We start from the raw sequence: 19757 nt of genomic DNA, 5'->3' as shown, positions 1-19757 counted from the left end.
ATTGCGCGTGTCCTTTAACCACTACTACCAAAGCGAACTCACCGCACTTCGCCAGTTAGGTCGTCGATTCGCCGAGCGTAGCCCGGCGTTGGCGCCTTTCCTCGGCCAGGCCGGGCGGGATCCGGACGTGGAGCGGTTGCTGGAAGGTTTTGCGTTCCTGACCGGTCGGCTGCGCCAGAAGCTCGACGACGAATTGCCAGAACTCAGCCATTCGCTGATSCAACTGCTGTGGCCCAACTACATGCGGCCGCTGCCGGCGTTCAGCATTTTGCAGTTCGATCCGCTCAAGCGCTCCGGCCCGGCGCTGAAAGTCGAGCGTGATACGCCGATTGAAAGCGTTCCGATTGAAGACGTGCGTTGCCGTTTCCGCACGTGCTACCCGACCGAAGTCCTGGCGCTGAATCTAGCCGCGCTGACGTACTCGGTGAAGGGTGACGGTTCGCTGTTGAGCCTGCGCCTGGAGATGAGCGCCGACGGTCATTTCGGTGAGCTGGAGTTGAGCCGCTTGCGTCTGCATTTCGCCGGCGAGCGTTACATCAGTCAGATGCTGTACCTGAGTCTGTTGCGCAATCTGGAAGGCATCGAGTTGATCCCGCTGGACGGCGCCGGCAAGCCGATCAATGGCGTCAACGACACGCCGATGGCGTTCAAGATGCCCGGCGACCGCGTGCAGCCGGTGGGATTTGCCGAAGATGAAGCGTTGATTCCGTATCCGCTGAACACCTTCCGCGGCTATCGCTACCTGCAAGAATATTTCGCCTTCCAGGACAAATTCCTGTTCGTCGACGTCAACGGTCTGGACCTGCTCAAGGCGTTGCCGGAAGACACGCTGAAGCAGATGCGCGGCCTCGAATTACGCTTCGATATTCGCAAGAGCGGCATCCTGCGCATGCGCCCGACCCTGGACAACGTGAAGCTGTACTGCACGCCCATCGTCAACCTGTTCAAGCACGATGCGCTGCCGATCCGACTCGACGGCAAGCAGGACGAATACCTGCTGCTGCCCGCGATATATGACCTGGAAAAATGCGGTGTGTTTTCGGTGGAAAGTGTCACGGGATGGAAACCCGGCGGCCTCAGCTATCAGGAATACGTGCCGTTCGAATCCTTCGAGCACGACCCGAGTTTTGACATGCCCAACAGCCGTCCGCATTTCAGCATTCGCCAACGTTCGTCGCTCTTGCACGACGGCCTCGACACTTACTTGAGCTTCGGCATCCGCCACACCGAAGCCCACGAAACCCTGTCGATCGAACTGACGTGCACCAACCAGAACCTGCCGCGCAAGCTCAAGCCTGGCGACATCAGCCGGGCCTGCGAAAAGACGCCGGAGTTCCTCAGTTTCCGCAACATAACCCCGGCCACCCCCAGCTATGCGCCGCCGCTGAATCGCGACTTTTTGTGGAAGCTGATCAGCAACATGTCGCTCAACTACTTGTCCCTGGCCGACGTCAATGCGTTGAAGGTGATTCTCGAAACCTACGACCTGCCGCGCTACTACGACCAGCACGCGGCGAAGGTCAGCAAACGCCTGCTCGGCGGGCTCAAATCGATCAATCATCAACACGTCGACCGCTTGCATCGCGGCTTGCCGGTGCGCGGGTTGCGCACCGAGTTGACCATCGACCCGCAAGGCTACATCGGCGAGGGCGACCTGTTTGTCTTCGCTTCGGTTCTTAACGAGTTTTTCGCGCTTTACGCCAGCCTCAATTCGTACCACGAGCTGCGGGTAAAAAGCACACAGGGAGAGGTGTACCAATGGACACCACGTATGGGCCTTCAGCCGCTGCTTTAAGCGGTCTGACCCGGGGAATACGCGAGTACTCGCTGTTTCAGGCCGTGCTGCTGGTGGTTGACCGGCTGCGCGAGGCCCACCCGCACCTGAGTCAGGACGATTTGTACGACCAGCTGGAATTCCAGGCCAACCCGAGCCTGGGTTTCCCGGGCAGCGATGTCGATCGCGTGGAGTTTTTCCACGAGCACGGACAGATGCGCGCGCGCCTGCGTTTCAACCTGATCGGCCTGGTCGGTTCCGGGTCACCGCTGCCGGCGTTCTATGGCGAACAGGCCTTGGGCGACAGCGAAGACGGCAATCCGACCCGCAACTTCCTCGACCTGTTTCACCATCGCCTGCAACGGCTGATGCTGCCGATCTGGCGCAAATACCGCTACTGCGCGAGCTTCGAGAGCGGCGCCCTCGACCCGTTCTCTTCTCAGCTGTTTGCATTGATCGGCCTGGGTGGTGAAGAGATCCGCAAGGCCGGGGAACTGAACTGGAAACGCCTGCTGCCGTACCTCGGCTTACTGAGCTTGCGGGCGCACTCGGCGGCGTTGATCGAAGCGGTGCTGCGGTACTACTTCAAACATGCCGAACTGACCATCGAGCAGTGCATCGAGCGTCGCGTGGAAATTCTCGACGAGCAACGCAATCGTTTGGGTCGCGCCAACAGCCTGCTCGCTGAAGACCTGGTGCTGGGCGAACACGTGCGTGACCGCAGCGGCAAGTTCCGCATTCACATTCGTGAACTCGACTGGCAACGCTTTCACGAATTCCTGCCCATCGGTTTCGGCTACCAACCGCTGTGTGCGCTGGTGCGCTTCACCCTGCGTGACCCGCTCGATTACGACATTCGCCTGGTGTTGCGTCAGGAAGAAATCCGCGAACTGCGCATCGGCGAGCAGAACGCCTGTCGCCTGGGATGGACCAGTTGGCTGGGCCGCGAAAAAGCGGACGGCGTGGTGACCCTGGGCAGCAAAATTCATTAAGGACTGATGAGCAATGATCAACGTAGACCTGCAACAGCTTATACAGGCGCTGGACGCCGAAACCCGTCGCGATCTGGAAAGTTCTGCCGAGCGTTGCGTCGCCCGTGGCGGCAGCAAAATCCTCGTCGAAGACTTGCTGCTGGGGTTGCTGGAGCGTCCGCAAGGCCTGCTCCCACGCGCGTTGCAAGACGCCGAAGTGGATGCCGGTGAGCTGAGCGCCGCCCTGCAATCGCGGGTCGAGCACAGCGCGTCGCGCAACCCGGTGTTCGCCCCGGAACTGGTGCAGTGGCTGCAAGATGCCTTGCTGGTGGCCAACCTCGAACTGGGCCAGACCCAGGTCGAACAGGCCGCGCTGATCCTCGCCCTGCTGCGTAACCCGATGCGCTACGCCGGCAGCCGTTACCAATCGTTGCTGGCCAGGCTGAACATTGATCGCCTGAAAGAATTCGCCCTGTCACAGAAGGAACAACCGGCCACCGGCAAACTCGCCGTACCGGGCGAATCGCTGTTGCAGCGCTTCACCCACAACCTGACCCAACAGGCCCGCGACGGCAAACTCGACCCGGTGCTGTGCCGCGATGGCGCGATCCGGCAGATGGTCGACATCCTCGCTCGTCGGCGCAAGAACAACCCGATTGTGGTCGGTGAGGCCGGTGTCGGTAAAACCGCGATTGTCGAAGGCCTGGCCTCGCGCATTGCCGCCGGTGAAGTGCCGCAAGTCCTGAAAGGCGTCGAACTGCTGTCGCTGGACATGGGGCTGTTGCAGGCCGGCGCCAGTGTCAAAGGTGAATTCGAACGTCGCCTCAAAGGCGTGATCGACGAAGTCAAAGCGTCGCCGAAACCGATCATCCTGTTTATTGACGAAGCTCATACGCTGATCGGTGCGGGTGGCAATGCCGGCGGTTCCGACGCGGCCAACCTGCTGAAACCGGCGCTGGCCCGCGGTGAGTTGCGCACCATCGCGGCGACCACCTGGGCGGAATACAAAAAATACTTCGAGAAAGACCCGGCGCTGGCCCGTCGTTTCCAACCGGTGCAACTGCACGAGCCGACCGTCAGCGAAGCGGTGACCATCCTCCGTGGCCTGGCTCAGGTGTACGAGAAGAGCCACGGCATTTACCTGCGCGATGACGCCGTCGTCTCTGCTGCTGAACTGTCCGCCCGTTACCTCGCTGGACGCCAACTGCCAGACAAAGCCGTCGACGTACTCGACACCGCCTGCGCCCGTGTGCGCATCAGCCTCGCTGCCGCGCCGGAAAGCCTTGAACGCTTGCGTGGGGAACTGGCCGAAGGTGGCCGTCAGCGTCAGGCCCAGCGCCGTGACGCCGAAGCTGGTTTGCTGATCGATCACGAAGCGCTGGACGCGCTGGAAGCACGCTTGGACGAAGCCGAAGACGAAAGGGCAGCGCTGGAAACCCTGTGGACCGAACAGAAAGAGCTAGCCGAACGCCTGTTGGATCTGCGCCAGCAACTGGCTAAGGCTCGCGAAGCTGCCGCCGTCGAACCGACAGTCACGGTTGCAGAAGTCGCCGATGGCACTGTGATCGAAACCCTGCCGGTCGACGAAACGCAAAGCGTCGAAACCCTGGAAACCCAGCTCAACGAAACTCACAAAGCCCTGACCGAGGCCCAGGTCAAAGAACGCCTGGTGAGCTTCGAAGTCTGCCCGCGCCTGGTCGCCGAAGTGATCAGCGCCTGGACCGGTGTGCCATTGGCGCAACTGGCCCGCGAGCACAACGCCAAGGTCGCGAGCTTCGCTACTGACCTGCGCACGCGCATTCGTGGTCAGGAGCAAGCCGTTCACGCCCTGGACCGCTCGATGCGTGCCACCGCTGCCGGCCTCAACAAACCCGACGCGCCAGTGGGCGTGTTCCTGTTGGTCGGCCCGAGCGGCGTCGGCAAAACCGAAACCGCACTGGCCCTCGCTGATTTGCTCTACGGCGGTGATCGTTTCATCACCACCATCAACATGTCCGAGTTCCAGGAGAAACACACCGTCTCGCGGCTGATCGGTGCGCCACCGGGCTACGTCGGTTATGGCGAGGGCGGCATGCTCACCGAAGCCGTGCGCCAGAAGCCGTACTCCGTCGTACTGCTCGATGAAGTCGAGAAAGCCGACCCGGACGTATTGAACCTGTTCTACCAAATCTTCGACAAAGGCGTGGCCAATGACGGGGAAGGGCGCGAGATCGATTTTCGCAACACGCTGATCCTGATGACCTCGAACCTTGGCAGCGATCGCATTAGCGAACTCTGCGAAAACGGCGCGCGGCCGACCGCTGTGGTACTCGAAGACACCATCCGCCCGGTCCTCAGCAAGCACTTCAAACCGGCGCTGCTGGCGCGCATGCGCGTGGTGCCTTACTACCCGGTGGGCGGCCCGGTGCTGCGTGAGCTGATCGAAATCAAACTCGGCCGTTTGGGCGAGCGCCTTAACCGTCGTCAGCTGGATTTCACTTACTGCCAGAACCTCGTCGATCACCTGGCCGAGCGCTGTACCCAAAGCGACAGTGGTGCGCGACTGATCGACCATTTGCTTGATTTGCATGTGTTGCCGCTGGTGGCCGACCGCCTGCTCGACGCGATGGCCGCCGGTGAAAGCCTCAAGCGTGTGCATGCCACGCTCGACGGTGACGCCAGCGTGATCTGCGAGTTCGCCTGAGGTGGGGGTGATGTTCACTCAAGTGCCGCAACCGCTGGTTTATGCCGAGGCCTTGCTGGCGCGGTTCGCCAGCCTGTCGCGGGCAGCGGACGGTGCTGCGCTGCTGGGTGACTTCGTGCGCGGGTTGGCCGAGCTCAGCGGTTGCGAACTGACGCAGCTGTACCTGCTGGACGCGACCCACACGTGCCTGGGGATGAACGCCGAATGCCTGAACGGCATCCTGCAACCCCGGGAAGCGGCGAGCCTGCCGGCGGATTACAACGGTGAGCAACTGCTGCAATTCGCCCTGTGCCAGAACCGCGTAGTGAGCCTTGGCGAGTTGAGCGGCAGTCTGCACGAAACCAGTTTCCTGCCGCCGCAGGCCACGCCTTGGCAGTCGCTGTTGTGCGTGCCGCTGGTCAATCAGCAGAAGTCGGTCGAAGGTTTGCTGCTGTGTGCCAGTCGCCGGCACATCGACCTGCAAGGCTTTGCCGATTCCCTCGGGCAGCTGGGCTCGTTCGTACTGGGCCAACTGCATCTGCTGCAACGTTTGCGTCAGCCGACCGGCGTTGCGCGGCCAGTGCCCGTTAGTGTCCCGAGTGCCAGCGGTTACGGCTTGATCGGCAAGAGTTCGGCCATGCGCCAGACCTATTCGCTGATCAGCAAAGTCCTGCACAGCCCTTACACCGTGCTGTTGCGCGGCGAGACCGGCACCGGCAAGGAAGTGGTCGCCCGAGCCATCCACGATTGCGGCCCGCGCCGTTCCCAGGCGTTCATCGTGCAGAACTGCGCGGCGTTCCCCGAGAGTCTGCTGGAAAGCGAGCTGTTCGGCTACCGCAAAGGCGCCTTCACCGGCGCCGACCGCGACCGCGTCGGACTGTTCGATGCGGCCAATGGCGGCACGTTATTGCTCGATGAAATCGGTGACATGCCGCTGTCGTTGCAAGCCAAGTTGCTGCGCGTGTTGCAGGAAGGCGAGATCCGCCCGCTGGGTTCCAACGACACCCACAAGATCGACGTGCGCATCATTGCCGCGACGCACCGTGATTTATCGGTGCTGGTCAGCGAAGGCAAGTTCCGCGAGGACTTGTACTACCGCCTCGCGCAATTCCCGATTGAATTGCCGGCGCTGCGTCAGCGCGAAGGTGACATCCTCGACTTGGCCCGGCACTTCGCCGACAAGGCCTGCTCGTTCTTGCAGCGCGATGCGGTGGGTTGGTCCGATGCGGCGCTGGATCACCTGTCCGGTTACGCCTTCCCCGGCAACGTTCGCGAGCTCAAAGGCCTGGTCGAACGCGCGGTGCTGCTGTGCGAAGGCGGGGAGTTGCTGGCCGAGCATTTCTCCCTGCGCATGAATGCCATGCCGCAAGACAACAGCCTGAACCTGCGCGAACGTCTGGAGCAGGTCGAGCGCAGTCTGCTGCTCGATAGCCTGCGCAAAAACGACGGCAACCAAACCCTCGCCGCGCGCGAACTCGGCCTGCCACGGCGCACGCTGCTGTATCGCCTCGGGCGGCTGAATATCAACCTGGGTCATTTCGATGGTTAATCCGATGACCGTCGATTTCACTTCATCTGCATCTGATAGCACCGCCCAACCGGGTCGGTGCTGTTTGCTTTGTCTATCCCTGGAGACCCTCTGATGCCTGTTCGTCACTGGCAAGCCGTGCTGCTGACCCTCGTCGTTCTATGCGGCCTCGGCGGCTGTAGCGGCAACTACAAATACAACGACAACACCTATCGCCCATTGGGTGATCCGCAGGCGGTCAATCGCGGCAAGTGACCGCAAGGAGTATCACCATGGAACTGGTTTTCGAAATGCTCAACACCAAGCAATTCGTACCCACGGATTTGTGCCAGAAGACCTTCAAACAAGCCGGTGGCGTCATCGGTCGCGGTGAGGATTGCGACTGGATCATTCCAGACCGCAAGCGTCACCTGTCCAACCACCACGCGTTAATCAGCTACCGCGAAGGCACGTTTTTCCTGACCGATACCAGCAGCAACGGTATCCAGATCAGCGAAAGCGGCGCGCGCCTGCGCAAGGGCGAAGCGATGCGTATCGAACACGGCAGTGTCTATGTGCTGGGTGATTTCGAAATCCGTGCGCGCCTGGTGCGCGACCCGGCGACTTTCGACGTGGAAGTCGGCCGTCCGCAAGCGGCGGGCAGCATCATTCCGGATGATGCCTTCCTCGACCTCGACCCGCTCAATGCACTGGATCAGCAAGAGCGTGTGTATTCGGAAATCGAGCAGTTGATCTCCCCAAGCACCACCATCGAAGACGCCCGTCAGCGCGCCGACTATGCGCGCATCGACATGGAAAGCATGATGGTCCCGGAGCTGATCAACGCCCCGGTAGAACCCGCACCGGCTCCGCCGCCGAAAGCGGTCGAACGTCAGAGCGAAGGCTTTTGGGAGCATTTCGGTGCCGCGCTGGGCGTGGATCTGAAAGGCCTCGACCACGACGCCCGCGAAGCACTGGCGCTGAACGCGGCACGCCTGCTCAAGCAGAGCGCAAGCGGTTTGCAGCAGAGCCTGCGCACCCGCAGCGAACTGAAAAACGAACTGCGTCTGGCCCAGACCACCATGCAGGGCACCCATAAAAATCCGCTGAAATTTGCCGTCGATGCCAGTGAAGCGCTGGGCATTTTGTTGCAGCCGAACAAGCCGGGCCAGTTGCCGGCCGAACAGGCGATCTCCCGTGCATTCCGCGATTTGCAGGCGCATCAGGTGGCGCTGTTGACCGCCAGCCGCGCCGCCGTTCGCGGCACGCTGGAGCACTTTTCGCCGCAGCAATTGACCCTGCGTTTCGAGCGCGACAACAAGCCGTTGCTCGCCACCTCAGGCAGTCGCTGGAGAGCCTACGGCCGTTATCACCAGGCCCTGCGTCAAGATGATGACTGGAGCGAGCGCCTGTTGGCCCGGGACTTCGCTCAGGCTTACGAAGAACAGATCCGCCTGATTTCCACCCTACACACCGACCACCAAGGATGATGCGCATGTCTCGCTGCTCGACCGCTTTTTTCAAGACGCTGACGGCGCTCACGGCCCTGGTGCTGTTGGCCGGTTGCTCGTCGCTGTCGCCGTATTCGAAAGTGACCAAACTCAACCTGAAACTGACTGCCAGCGATCAGCTGAATCCGGACCTCAACGGGCGTCCGTCGCCCATTGTCGTGCGCCTGTTCGAGCTCAAGCACCCGGTGACGTTCGAAAACGCCGACTTCTTCAGCCTGTATGAACGCGCCAAGGAATCCCTGGCGCCAGACCTGGTGGCCAGCGAAGAACTCGAGCTGCGCCCTGGCGAAACCATTGAGCTGAAACTCAGCGTGGAGGAGGGCAGCCGCTACGTTGGCGTGCTCGCCGCCTACCGCGACCTGCCGGAAACCAAATGGCGCTACACGGTGCAAATCACCCCGGTGGACGTCACCGACGCTGACCTGACGCTCGATCAGGCCGGTATCCGCAACAGCTTCGAAACGCTCGCCAAGGCGGAAGACTGATCATGAATACCCATAAAGTCATTTGGCAGGAAGGCATGTTGCTGCGTCCGCAGCACTTCCAGCACAACGATCGTTACTACGATCACCAGATGAAGACCCGCACCCGGTTGCTGGGCAGTTACACCTGGGGTTTCCTCAACCTGGACATCGACTTGCAGTTCCTCAACATGGGCAAACTGGTGGTCAGCCAGGCCTCGGGGATTCTGCCGGACGGTAGTCTGTTCGAACTCGGCGGCAACACCGAACCACTGGCGCTGGATGTGCCGCCGAACACCGGCAACACGCCGATCTACCTGGCCTTGCCGCTGGTGACCGGTAACCACATCGAGTCGCGCCGTGCGGAGCAATCCGACGTGCTGGCGCGCTACAGCGCGTACGAATCGGAAGTCGCCGACTCCAATGCCGGCGACGATTCCGCCAGCCAGGTGAGCTGCGGTCGCCCGGACTTCAAGCTGTTGCTCGGCGAGCAGCAGACCGATCAGGCCTACGTGAAGCTGAAGATTTGCGACGTGCTCGACACCACGCCCGACGGCGTGATCAGCCTCGATCCGGATTTCGTGCCGACCTACCTTCAGGCACATGCCTCCAGCTACCTGCTGTCGTGCCTCAAAGAAGTGATCAGCATGCTCGGTCACCGCGGCGACACCATCGCCGACCGCATCCGTTCCAACGGCAAGGTCGGCGGTGCGGAAGTCGGCGACTTCATGATGCTGCAACTGATCAACCGCACCGAAATGTTGCTGCGTCACTACCTCGGCCTGGAACAGGTGCACCCGGAAGAGTTGTACCGCACGCTGCTGACCATGCTTGGTGATCTGGCGACCTTCTCCAGCGACAGCAAACGCCCGCGCCTGGACAGCCGTTACCAGCACAGCGATCAGGGCGCGAGCTTTCGCAAGCTGATGGAAGCGATCCGTCAGGTGCTGTCGATGGTGCTGGAACAGCACGCCATCGAACTGATCCTGCAGGAGCGTCAGTACGGGATCATCGTCTCGCCATTGCACGACCACAAACTGCTGGGCTCGGCGTCGTTCGTGCTGGCGGCCAGTGCCAACTGCGACTGCGAAGAACTGCGCCACCGCTTGCCAGCGCACCTCAAGGTCGGCCCGGTGGAACGCATCCGCCATCTGGTCAACCTGCATCTGCCGGGCATCAAGGTCAAACCGTTGCCGGTGGCCCCTCGACAGATCGCGTTCCACTCCAACAAAACCTATTTCATCCTCGAACTCAGTTCCGCAGATCTTGCAGAACTGGAGCTTTCCGGCGGCTTTGCGTTCCATGTCTCCGGCGAATTTCCCGAGCTTGAACTGAAATTCTGGGCCATCAGGAACTGACCGACATGATTAAGGATATGGAACACCATCAGGACGATAAAACCGTCTTGCTCGACCGCCAGGGCCAGGGCCAGGGCCACGGCCCGGCGCAAAGTCCGCTGACTGATTTCGCCGCACCGCCGCGTTTCGAACAGCTCGAAGAACGGATGATCTACGCCGCGCGTCTGCGCCCGGCCGAAGCGTTCAACATCAGCCTCAATTCGCTGGTGGCGGCGGCCTCCGATCTGTTGTCGGAAGTGGTACGACTCAAGCACAGCGACATCCGTCAAGACATGGTCGCGCTCAACGAACGACTGACCACCCGGCTCAAACTGTTTGACGCGCGCGCACTGCACAACGGCGCTGAAAATAGTCAGGCAATGGCCGCCAGTTACGTGCTGTGCACTGTGGTCGATGAAGCCGTCGTGACCACGCCGTGGGGCAACGAAAGCCAGTGGTCGCGGATGAGCCTGCTCAGCAGCGTCCACAACGAAACCTGCGGTGGCGAGAAGTTCTTCAAGCTGCTGGATAGCCTGTCGAAAAACCCGGTCAAGCACCTGCCGATGCTGGAGCTGATGTACCTGTGCCTGTCCCTCGGTTTCGAGGGCAAGTACCGCGTACAAGCCCGCGGCATGCTCGAACTCGAAGGCATCCGTGACGCCTTGTACCGGCAAATCCGTCAATTGCGTGGCGACGTGCCGCGTGAACTGTCGCCGCACTGGGAAGGCCTGAACGACCAGCGCCGCAGCCTGGTGCGCATCGTGCCGGCATGGATGGTGGTGTTGTTCACCGTGGTCTGCCTGGTGGTGATGTATTCGGGTTTCGCCTGGGTTTTGGGCGAGCAGCGCGACAGCGTTCTGCAACCTTATCAGCCGCTTGATCCGACCGTGGTCCAGCCGCAGTCGCAGCCGTAAACAGGGACGTGTGATGAAAAAGTTTTTCAAGAAAGTCGGCGAATTCTTGCGCAAGACCTGGGTCTGGACCTTGCTGGTGGTGCTCTTTGCCGCGCTGCTGGTGTGGTTCGTCGGACCGCTGCTGGCGGTGGACGACTACAAATTTTGGGAAGGTTCGACCTCCCGCTTGCTGACCATCAGCATGCTGTTCCTGATCTGGGGCCTGACCATGGTCTTCGTCAGCTGGCGCGCTGGTGTGCGTAAAAAAGCCGTCGAAGAAACTGAAGACGGCCAGGATCGTATCCGCCGCGAAGAGCTGATCGGCAAAGAAGAGAAAGAGCTGAAGGTGCGTTTCAAGGACGCCTTGAAAACCCTCAAGACTTCGAGCCTGTATCGCGGTCGCAGCGAACGCTGGCGCAGTGATTTGCCGTGGTACTTGCTGATCGGCCCGCAGGGCAGCGGCAAGACCAGCCTGCTGGATTTCTCGGGCCTTGAGTTTCCGATCAACAAGATCGAGCGCAAACTGACCCGCGACACCCGCGGCACCCGTCATTGCGACTGGTACTTCGCCGACCACGGTGTGCTGATCGATACCGCCGGGCGCTACCTGACCCAGCCGGATGCCGGAGTCGATGGCGGTGCTTGGAGCACCTTGCTCGATCTGCTGCGCAAGCGTCGCCGCAACCGTCCGTTGAACGGCGTGCTGGTGACCATTCCAGTGGAGACCCTGCTGTGCCCCGACGAGAAAGACCTCGAGCCCCTGGCCGATCAGGTACGTGCGCGCTTGCAGGACGTGCATCAAAAACTCCACGTCAATGTGCCGGTTTACCTGGTGCTGAGCAAGGCCGACAAGCTGCTCGGCTTCGACGAGTTCTTCGATCAACTGACCCGCGAAGAAAGCGATCAGGTGCTCGGCACCAGCTTGCGCAAAGAGCAGAGCGGCGCCGATGTCGCCGTGCTACGCGCCGAGTTCGAAGAGCTGCTGCATCGCCTCAACAGCCAAGTGATCATGCGCATGCACCAGGAGCGCAACGCCCAGCGCCGTGGCCGCATCCTCGACTTCCCGCATCAGCTGGGGCAGCTCGGCGAGCGTCTGTGCCTGTTCGTCGACACAGCGTTCACCGGCAACCGCTACCAGCGTGCCAGTCAGTTGCGCGGTTTCTATTTGACCAGYGCACCGCACTTGACCCAGGAAATGGACGCGACTGCAGCTGCTATTGGCGCCAACGTAGGCGTGAATAGCGGCATGCTGCCGACCCTGCGCAGCGGCCGCTCGCGCTTCATTCACCATGTGCTCAGCCGAGTGATTTTCCCCGAGGCCGATCTGGCCGGTCTGGACAAGCGCGAACGCAGCCGCATCCATTGGGGCCAGCGTGCTTTGTACGTGGGCACGCTGGCGGCACTGGCGCTGTTCGGCCTGCTGTGGGCCGGTGGTTTCTCGGCCAACTACGAGCGACTGGAAAGCCTGCGCAACCTGGCCACCCAGTGGACTCAACAGCGCTCGGCCCTGACCGCGCGTGATGATTCCATGGCGGTGCTCAAGCCCCTCGACACTGCCTACGCGGCGACCCAGGTGTTCCCGAAAACAGGTGATGTGGGTTACCACGAGCGTGGCGGTCTGTACCAAGGCGAAGACGTCAATCCAGTTGTCAAGACCGCCTACGAGCACGGGCTCGAAGCGCAACTGCTGCCGAAGGTCGCGACGCTGCTGGAAGGGCAGATCCGCGCCAACATGCAGGACCGCGAACGTCTGCTCAACAGCCTGCGTGCGTACTTGATGCTGAACATTAAAGACCGTCGCGACGGCCCGTGGCTCAAGGACTGGGTCGCCACCCAATGGTCCCAGCGTTATGCCGGCAACACTGCCGTGCAGAACGGTCTGAACACCCACTTCGAACGTTTGCTCCAGCAGCCGTTTATCTACCCGCTGAACGACCAACTGGTGGCGCAAGCACGTCAGGTACTGCGCAGCGAATCGCTGGCCAACGTGGTTTACCGGATGCTGCGCGAGCAGGCTCGCAACCTGCCGGACTATCGCCTCAGCCAGCACCTCGGGCCGCAAGGTTCGCTGTTTGTCGGCACCGATTACGTGATTCCGGGGTTCTACACCCAACAGGGTTACCAGCAGTATTTCTCGGTCCAGGGTTCGGCGCTGGTTACTGACATCCTGCGCGACAACTGGGTGCTGGGCGAAGGCTCTGGCATCAGTGGCATGGACTTGCGTCGCCTGATGGTCGAACTGGAGCAACTGTACTTCCGCGACTACGCCAACTTCTGGAGTGAAGCGGTCGGCCAAGTGGCGTTGTCACCGATCAACGACGCGGGCGAGGGTGCCGAGCAACTGGCGGGCCTGACTTCGGCCAATTCCCCAGTGCTGCAACTGCTGGTGGAAGTGCGCGAAAACACGCGCTTCCGAGTGGTGGCTGACAGCGCTGATGAAGCGGTGGATGCGGCTGAGAAACTGGGTGGCAAGCTCGGAAAATTGGCAGCTGCTGCGGCTGACAAGGCAGCGGGCATGACCAAGAACCTGCCAGACACCTCGAAAAAATCCCTGCAACGTCGCTTCGAACCGCTGCATCGACTGCTGGATGACAACAACGGCCCGGCCGCTGATTTGACTCCAGCCCTGACGGCGCTCAATGACCTGCAAATGCAACTGGCGAGCCTGGCCCGCGCCAGCTCCCCTGAGCAGGCTGCATTCGAAATGGCCAAGACCCGCATGAGCGGCCAGCGCGATGCGCTGAGCAACTTGCGCAATGCCTCCAACCGTCTGCCGCGCCCGGTCAGCGTGTGGTTCAGCGTGTTGGCCGAAGACACCTGGCGCCTGGTGCTCAACGATTCCTACCAGTACCTGAACCAGCGTTATCAGAGCGAGCTGTACAGCTTCTATGGCAAGGCGATCAACAAGCGTTATCCGTTCAGCGCCCACAGCACCAGCGACGTGGCGATCAGCGACTTCCGCGAGTTCTTCAAGGCCCAGGGTATCAATGATCGCTTCTTCGACACCTACATGCGTCCGTTCGTGAGCGGCGATCCGGGCAACTACCGCCTGCGCAGCATCGACGGTCACAGCCTGCCGATCTCCAGGGTCTATCTCGACCAGATGGCGGCGGCCCAAGTGATTCGCCAGAGCTTCTTCTCGATCAACCCGGCCGAGCCGCAAGTGCAGTTCAAACTGGAGCCGTACACCCTCGACCCGGCCGTCAGCCGTTCCGAATTCAAGTTTGGCGACAAGACTATCGAATACCGTCACGGCCCAATCGTGCCGGTGTCGTTCAAATGGCCGACCGACGCTGAAGACGGCCGCACCAGCCTGGTCCTCGACAGAATGGCCGGCCGCCCGATCGGCATCGAGAAGAACAGCGGCCCGTGGTCGCTGTTCCGTCTGCTCGACCTGATGCAGACCGAGTACCTGAGCGGTCGCGACGTGCTGGTGCTCAAGGCTGATGTAGGCGGCCTGCGCGCCAACTACTTGCTGTCGAGTCAGCGCACGCCAAACCCGTTCGACCTGGGCGTGCTGCGCACTTTCCGTATGCCGGTGCAGCTCTGATGCTGGTGGCCAGTCCCTGGCGCAGCGCTGCGAGGACCGACGCTGGCAAGGTTCGGGCGCGCAACGAAGATGCTTTCCTGGACTGTCCACAGCAGGGGCTGTGGGTGGTCGCGGACGGCATGGGCGGTCATCAGGGCGGCGACATCGCCAGCCAGTTGATCGTCGCCAGCCTGGCGGAATTGCCGATGCAGGACGACTTCGGCGAACGACTCAAAGGCATTCGCCAGTGCCTGCACTGGCTCAATCGCCGCTTGGGTCAGGAGTTGACCGTCACCGCCGGGCGCCAAGACAGCATCATGGGCAGCACCGTGGTGGCGCTGCTGGTGGACGGCAATCGCGCGGCCTGCATCTGGGCCGGCGACAGCCGTTGCTACCTGTGGCGTGCCCAGCGTTTGTATCAGCTGTCCAAGGACCATTCGCTGCAACAGCAACTCATCGACGAGCAAAACATGAGCGTCGAAGAGGCCAAGGCTCATCCTGCCGCCCACGCCCTGACCCGTGCGGTCGGGGCGGCCGAGCAACTGACCCTGGACGTGCTCGAACTCGAGGTTTATCCCGGCGATGCGTTTCTGTTGTGCAGCGATGGTTTGTACAACAGTTTGAGCAGCGATGCGTTGGGCAGCGCGCTGAGCCTGACCGCGCCGCATGTTGCGCTGGAACGTCTGTTCGACGGCGCTCTGCGTGGCTCGGCGCGGGACAACCTGACGGCCGTGGTGATCCGCCAATGACCCAGCTCATGCCGCCGCTCGACGACCTGCTGGTGAGCGACGAGGACGCCAGTAACCTGACTTACTTTGCGTTTGCCGCTTCTCTAAACGGAAAGCCGCATAAGGCAGAACCCGCGCTGGTGCCGACAAAGCCCAGCATCGGTGAAATGCCGGACGTACTCGCAGGCCGTTACCGCATCGAACGCCTGCTCGGTGCCGGCGGCATGGGTGCGGTTTACCGCGCACGGGATTTGCTGAACGAACAGTTCGGCGATCCCGACCCTTACCTCGCGCTGAAAGTCCTCAGCGAAGAATTTGCCGAATCACCGGACGCCAGCGCCTTGCTCTACAGCGAGTTCGCCCTGACCCGGCGCTTGCGCCACAGCAACGTGCTGCGTTTGCACAGCTTTGAAGTGGACACCGGCTGCCAGCGCGCCTTTTTCACCATGGAGCTCATGCGTGGGCTGACCCTGGACAAACTGCTCTGCGAGCGGCCCCTGGGCCTGCCGTGGAAAGAACTGCGCGACATCGCGCTGCCGCTGCTCGATGCGCTGTCCTACGCCCACGCGCGCGGCGTGCTGCACGGTGACATGAAACCGAGCAACGTGATGCTCAGTGAAGAAGGCGTGCGCCTGTTCGACTTCGGCCTCGGCCAAGCCGTGGAGGGCATTCTCCCCGGCCTGCCACACCTGAGCCGCGACCGCTTCAACGCCTGGACCCCCGGTTACGCCGCCCCCGAATTGCTCGAAGGCCAGCCGCTGACGGCCAGTGCCGATGTGTACGGCGTGGCCTGTGTGCTCTACGAACTGGCCGGCGGCAAACACCCGTACCGCCGCTTGCCATCGACCGAGGCCCGCGACGGCCAACTCGAACGCGAGCTGCACGCACCACGAAACCTGCCAAAACACTGTTGGCCCGCCCTGCGAACGGCGCTGGCTTTCGATGTGGCGGATCGAACGATCACCGCTGCACAACTGCGTGACGCGATGGGCGCCACTTCCTCTTTGCTGCAACGCCTGCGACGTCGGGCGTAATGGATGACTACCCGTTCTCGAGAAAGGGGGCGCAAAGTCTAATGCCGACGCAGGCTTCGCCAGCTGCTACAACAATTGCGTTACAGCAGAAATTGCTTAACTGATCGGCATTAGACGCAAAGTCCCCTTTTTCTATCGACGGTTCCGTTACACCTTCGCCCGATGCGCCGCCGGAGTCGGCGAATCAATATGATCCAGCGCTCGCTCCACCAACAACCGAACTCCATCCGACATCCTGCTAAGCGCCAGCGCTACAGATCGCTGAGTGCTGTCAACGTCATCAGCCAGGTTGGCGGCGATAGTGCTGATGGACAACAGGTCTTCCGAGGCGTTGGCCAGGAGGGCTTCGGTGTCGATGTCGGGAGAGACGGTGAAGAGGTTGCCCTTTCGAGGCTTGGGCTTCTCGGGCGGCGGGGGGAGATGGTGGTTGAGGGCGCGTTCGGCGGCTTCGTGGAGTTTCTTCGATTCGAGGGATTCGTAGGGGGATGTGTCTTCGTGTTCTGGAGGATTCGGTGTTGGCTTGATCATTGATGTAGCTCCTGGAATTAAGAGACTGACACCGTTTCGCTTTGCACTTCGAAAGTGGTGGCAGCTGTGCGTTGGTGTGCAAGACCGATCCAGGAACCGGCAGACCCGAGGGTCTCCGACGCACAGCTGCCATTACGATCCGCGAGCATAGGAAAACGCTCGACGAATAGCCATAAGCAATTGCGCACCTGGATTCGGACTTGCACGTCCGTATCACCGAATTTGCGGCGACCAACAAAGACTATCGGCGGAATGCAAAGCTGCCTAGTTCACGAACAACCCCACGTGTTGAAGGAAACTTCCGATAGCGTCGAGCGTAGAAAGATCAAATCTTCCACGCTTTTAAACACACGCGTCTCGTCAATGACTTGGTAGTCATCGGCGTCAAAAAGCACATCATCTTCTTCTAACGCAACGCGATGCTGTCGTTATCGTCCGAAGTCGCTACACTGCGCCGGCCGTTTATTTTTCTCTTGAGGCTGTGCGCATGAAATTTCGTTTTCTTCTGTGGATGCTGGGTTTGTTGATGGGTAAGGCCAGTCGGACTAATCCTGCGTTTCAGCAGCAGTTGGGTGACAAGGCATTGGTGTTTCAGCTACAGACCCAGGACGGGAAGGTGGCGCGGCATTTCTTTGTGAAAGACCAACGCATTACCAGCAAGTCGGGCGTATATGCCGAGCCGGCGTTTGCGATTGCGTTCAAGGATGCGACGTATGGCTTTGCCACGATGCAGGCGAAAAACAAGCAGCTGGCGTTTATGACGGGGATTCAGGACAAGTCAATTCAGATCAAGGGCAACCCGGCGTTGGTGATCTGGTTTCAAGGGTTGACCAAGTATTTGAAGCCGAAGAAGGCCAAGCCGAAGGCATAGGTCTTTCAGGTAGCTCGCCGAAATTCTTAGCCTCTTCAGCCATCCAACTCAGGAGGCTCGCGGGCGTCGAGTGGCTGAGCCCGGTAGGTCTTGTAGATCTGCTGGACTTGCGGGTTGTCCAGGTTTTCGTATGTGATGTCTTCTTTGTCCAGGCCATCCAGGCCTCTGATACCACCGATGGTCTCTGGCCACTCGTCACGACTGGATATATCGACTACGAACGGGTTGAGGTAGGTATCGAGATGCCTCTCGCGAGGCTCTCGGATCTCGTCGCTGAGTGCCCGCAGGTAGTCGTCTTTGCTCGTCCTTGACCAGTCGACGGCAAACTCGGCTCGATAACAGAGCTCCATGAAGACTAATAGAATCGTGCGCCCATTGCCGTCAAGGAAGGGGTGTGCGAAAGCCAGCTGACCCATCACCCCGCCGGGATGGTCTCTGAAGCGTTTCTTGTCAGCTGCTAGCTTAAGCCCATAGTCGACAGACATCTTGATGGAGTCCGGGCGCTCGAACACGGTGCTGCGGGGATCGTCGAGGGAGCCCTTGAAGACTGCCAGGTGAGGGACAAGCTCGTTCCGGTCTTTTCCTGCCCAGTGATAGAAGCCGGAGAACAGGATTTCGTGAACGTTGAGTACAGTCTTGTAATCGATTGGTTTTTTCTTGGCCAAATAGGCAAGCGCTTCTTCGATACTCAATTCGAACGAAAGATGCTCCGACTCTTTTACTTCAGTGGGATCTTTCAGTTGCAGCGAGTTTTGAAGATATCCAGCCGTTTCGAAGTCGCCGAACGGATCAAACGTCATGCGCTACGTTTCTGTGCACGCCTTTCCTGAAGATAACGCCCTTGGAGCGCCAGGATTTCAGCTTTGCTCAGAACGCCTTTTCTCTTGAGATTGACGAGCAACTGTTCGATGCCATCCAGCTCGACGACATCGCCAGCCAAGCGGGTAATGCTCACGGCCATACGACTCATGCCGTCACGTTCAGCAGTGACCTTGTTTTCTTTCGCAAGCTTACGGACTTGGCTTGCAACACTGACAGCAGCTGTTTGGGTCATCGGAAAGCCCTCTATTTGCCGTCAAATCATAGCAGGGCGCCTGCTTATTGTCCTCGCTGGCTTATTGCCAACGATCAGGTGAAAAGCGTGACTTCCATACCGCCGAGCCGGCGTTTGCGATTGCCTTCAAGGATGCGGCGTATGGCTTTGCGACGATGCAGGCGAAGAACAAGCAGTTGGCGTTTATGCAGGGGATTCAGGACAAGTCGATTCAGATCAAAGGGAATCCGGCGCTGGTGATCTGGTTTCAAGGGTTGACCAAGTATTTGAAGCCGAGGAAGAAGCCTGCTGCTACTCATTAAGTGGCTTCGATGGCTCGACAGGTCAGCTATTTGGCTTGCAGGGAATGCTGAACTGTCATCTATGACAGGTGTTTCGACCGGCGTTTGAGTGTTCCATTGTGGTGGTGTCCCTAGAGGACATCCTTTCACACCACGATGGAGCGCGGTCATGTATCAGGCGCAAAGCAAAAAATCATTAGAATTTTATGATCCAACCTTTGGTAACGGGGGCGTTCTTGAGCTGCCTTTCGACGGAGTTGTCGGTAGGGTCCCTGATTCGGTTCTCCCTCTACCCGACAAAAAATTGCTGCTGCTTATCGGCGCTTTAGGGTCAGAGAACTCTCCGGCCAAGGTCGCAAGGCTGAAAGAGGACGGTTCGCTTGATTTGACTTTTGGGAATCAGGGAGTCGTCGAAGTTCCTTTCAAGGAAGGGGTCAGGTTCTCTGGGCGCCATCTGCGTCCCTTGGAAAATGGCGGATGGCTGATCACAGGCACTGTAGAGCGCTCGGACGGTGTAATTGATCTCGCGGTCGTTAGACAACTTCAGGATGGCCAGCTGGACTCCTCCTTCGGTCCTGAAAAGGACGGAAAACTCACCATCAGTATTTACGACCTG

The 19757-nt window shown here is 60.3% G+C and carries 17 protein-coding genes and 1 pseudogene; 15 read left to right on the top strand and 3 right to left on the bottom strand.

Going from position 1 to position 19757, the window contains the following annotated elements:
* Positions 1-7 precede the first annotated feature (7 nt).
* The 12 genes from tssF to AC1DSG_RS09110 all read left to right on the top strand — a co-directional run bounded on the left by tssF (position 8) and on the right by AC1DSG_RS09110 (position 16407).
* Positions 8-1795, top strand: a complete 1788-nt coding sequence (gene tssF, locus AC1DSG_RS09165; RefSeq protein ID WP_477790598.1) for a type VI secretion system baseplate subunit TssF — start codon at positions 8-10, stop codon at positions 1793-1795.
* Positions 1759-2766, top strand: coding sequence for a type VI secretion system baseplate subunit TssG (gene tssG / locus AC1DSG_RS09160; protein ID WP_477790597.1), 1008 nt, complete (start codon positions 1759-1761; stop codon positions 2764-2766). Before tssF ends, tssG begins: the two co-directional genes overlap by 37 nt.
* Before the next feature lie 13 nt (positions 2767-2779).
* On the top strand, positions 2780-5428 hold the full coding sequence (gene tssH, locus AC1DSG_RS09155; protein ID WP_477790596.1) for a type VI secretion system ATPase TssH: 2649 nt from the start codon (positions 2780-2782) through the stop codon (positions 5426-5428).
* 10 nt (positions 5429-5438) lie between these two features.
* Positions 5439-6956, top strand: coding sequence for a sigma-54 interaction domain-containing protein (locus AC1DSG_RS09150; protein WP_477790595.1), 1518 nt, complete (start codon positions 5439-5441; stop codon positions 6954-6956).
* A gap of 93 nt (positions 6957-7049) precedes the next feature.
* Entirely contained in the window at positions 7050-7190 is a 141-nt protein-coding gene (locus tag AC1DSG_RS09145; RefSeq protein WP_007894589.1) for a hypothetical protein, read from the top strand.
* A gap of 17 nt (positions 7191-7207) precedes the next feature.
* Positions 7208-8404 carry a type VI secretion system-associated FHA domain protein TagH gene (gene tagH / locus AC1DSG_RS09140; RefSeq protein ID WP_477790594.1) on the top strand — a complete coding sequence of 399 codons (1197 nt, stop codon included), beginning with the start codon at positions 7208-7210 and terminating at the stop codon, positions 8402-8404.
* Positions 8405-8409: 5 nt separating this feature from the next.
* On the top strand, positions 8410-8910 hold the full coding sequence (tssJ, locus tag AC1DSG_RS09135; protein ID WP_477790593.1) for a type VI secretion system lipoprotein TssJ: 501 nt from the start codon (positions 8410-8412) through the stop codon (positions 8908-8910).
* A 2-nt stretch (positions 8911-8912) separates the two neighbouring features.
* Positions 8913-10244 carry a type VI secretion system baseplate subunit TssK gene (tssK, locus tag AC1DSG_RS09130; RefSeq protein ID WP_477790592.1) on the top strand — a complete coding sequence of 444 codons (1332 nt, stop codon included), beginning with the start codon at positions 8913-8915 and terminating at the stop codon, positions 10242-10244.
* A 5-nt stretch (positions 10245-10249) separates the two neighbouring features.
* Positions 10250-11137, top strand: a complete 888-nt coding sequence (icmH, locus tag AC1DSG_RS09125) for a type IVB secretion system protein IcmH/DotU (protein ID WP_477790591.1) — start codon at positions 10250-10252, stop codon at positions 11135-11137.
* A 13-nt stretch (positions 11138-11150) separates the two neighbouring features.
* Entirely contained in the window at positions 11151-14666 is a 3516-nt protein-coding gene (gene tssM / locus AC1DSG_RS09120; protein ID WP_477790590.1) for a type VI secretion system membrane subunit TssM, read from the top strand.
* Positions 14666-15394, top strand: coding sequence for a PP2C family protein-serine/threonine phosphatase (locus AC1DSG_RS09115; RefSeq protein ID WP_477790589.1), 729 nt, complete (start codon positions 14666-14668; stop codon positions 15392-15394). The genes tssM and AC1DSG_RS09115 overlap by 1 nt, the downstream gene beginning before the upstream one ends.
* Positions 15391-16407, top strand: a complete 1017-nt coding sequence (locus AC1DSG_RS09110) for a serine/threonine-protein kinase (RefSeq protein ID WP_477790588.1) — start codon at positions 15391-15393, stop codon at positions 16405-16407. The genes AC1DSG_RS09115 and AC1DSG_RS09110 overlap by 4 nt, the downstream gene beginning before the upstream one ends.
* 147 nt (positions 16408-16554) lie before the next feature.
* Here the strand turns inward: AC1DSG_RS09110 and AC1DSG_RS09105 are convergent, their stop codons facing one another.
* The gene (locus AC1DSG_RS09105; RefSeq protein WP_477790587.1) at positions 16555-16935 is read right to left on the bottom strand and encodes a DUF6124 family protein; all 381 of its coding nucleotides are present in this window, start codon (positions 16933-16935) and stop codon (positions 16555-16557) included.
* Positions 16936-17422: 487 nt separating this feature from the next.
* Between AC1DSG_RS09105 and AC1DSG_RS09100 the strand changes: the two genes are divergently transcribed.
* A complete protein-coding gene (locus AC1DSG_RS09100) occupies positions 17423-17806 on the top strand; it encodes a helicase (protein ID WP_477790586.1) in 384 nt (127 codons plus the stop codon).
* Between the two features lie 35 nt (positions 17807-17841).
* Here the strand turns inward: AC1DSG_RS09100 and AC1DSG_RS09095 are convergent, their stop codons facing one another.
* Both AC1DSG_RS09095 and AC1DSG_RS09090 read right to left on the bottom strand, forming a co-directional pair.
* Positions 17842-18606 carry a Fic family protein gene (locus AC1DSG_RS09095; RefSeq protein WP_477790585.1) on the bottom strand — a complete coding sequence of 255 codons (765 nt, stop codon included), beginning with the start codon at positions 18604-18606 and terminating at the stop codon, positions 17842-17844.
* Positions 18603-18860: a hypothetical protein gene (locus AC1DSG_RS09090; protein WP_477790584.1), complete on the bottom strand. Its 258-nt coding sequence runs from the start codon at positions 18858-18860 to the stop codon at positions 18603-18605. Before AC1DSG_RS09090 ends, AC1DSG_RS09095 begins: the two co-directional genes overlap by 4 nt.
* Before the next feature lie 101 nt (positions 18861-18961).
* Here AC1DSG_RS09090 and AC1DSG_RS09085 point away from each other — a divergent pair.
* Positions 18962-19162 (top strand): annotated as a pseudogene (locus AC1DSG_RS09085) (helicase); the annotation flags it as partial.
* A gap of 148 nt (positions 19163-19310) precedes the next feature.
* On the top strand, positions 19311-19757 hold a 447-nt coding region (locus AC1DSG_RS09080), incomplete at its 3' end, for an NHL repeat-containing protein (protein ID WP_477790583.1).

The sequence above is a fragment of the Pseudomonas sp. P5_A12 genome (assembly GCF_056400685.1).
The sequence above is the reverse complement of the archived record's forward strand: the minus strand, read 5'-3'. Positions and strand labels throughout refer to the sequence as shown.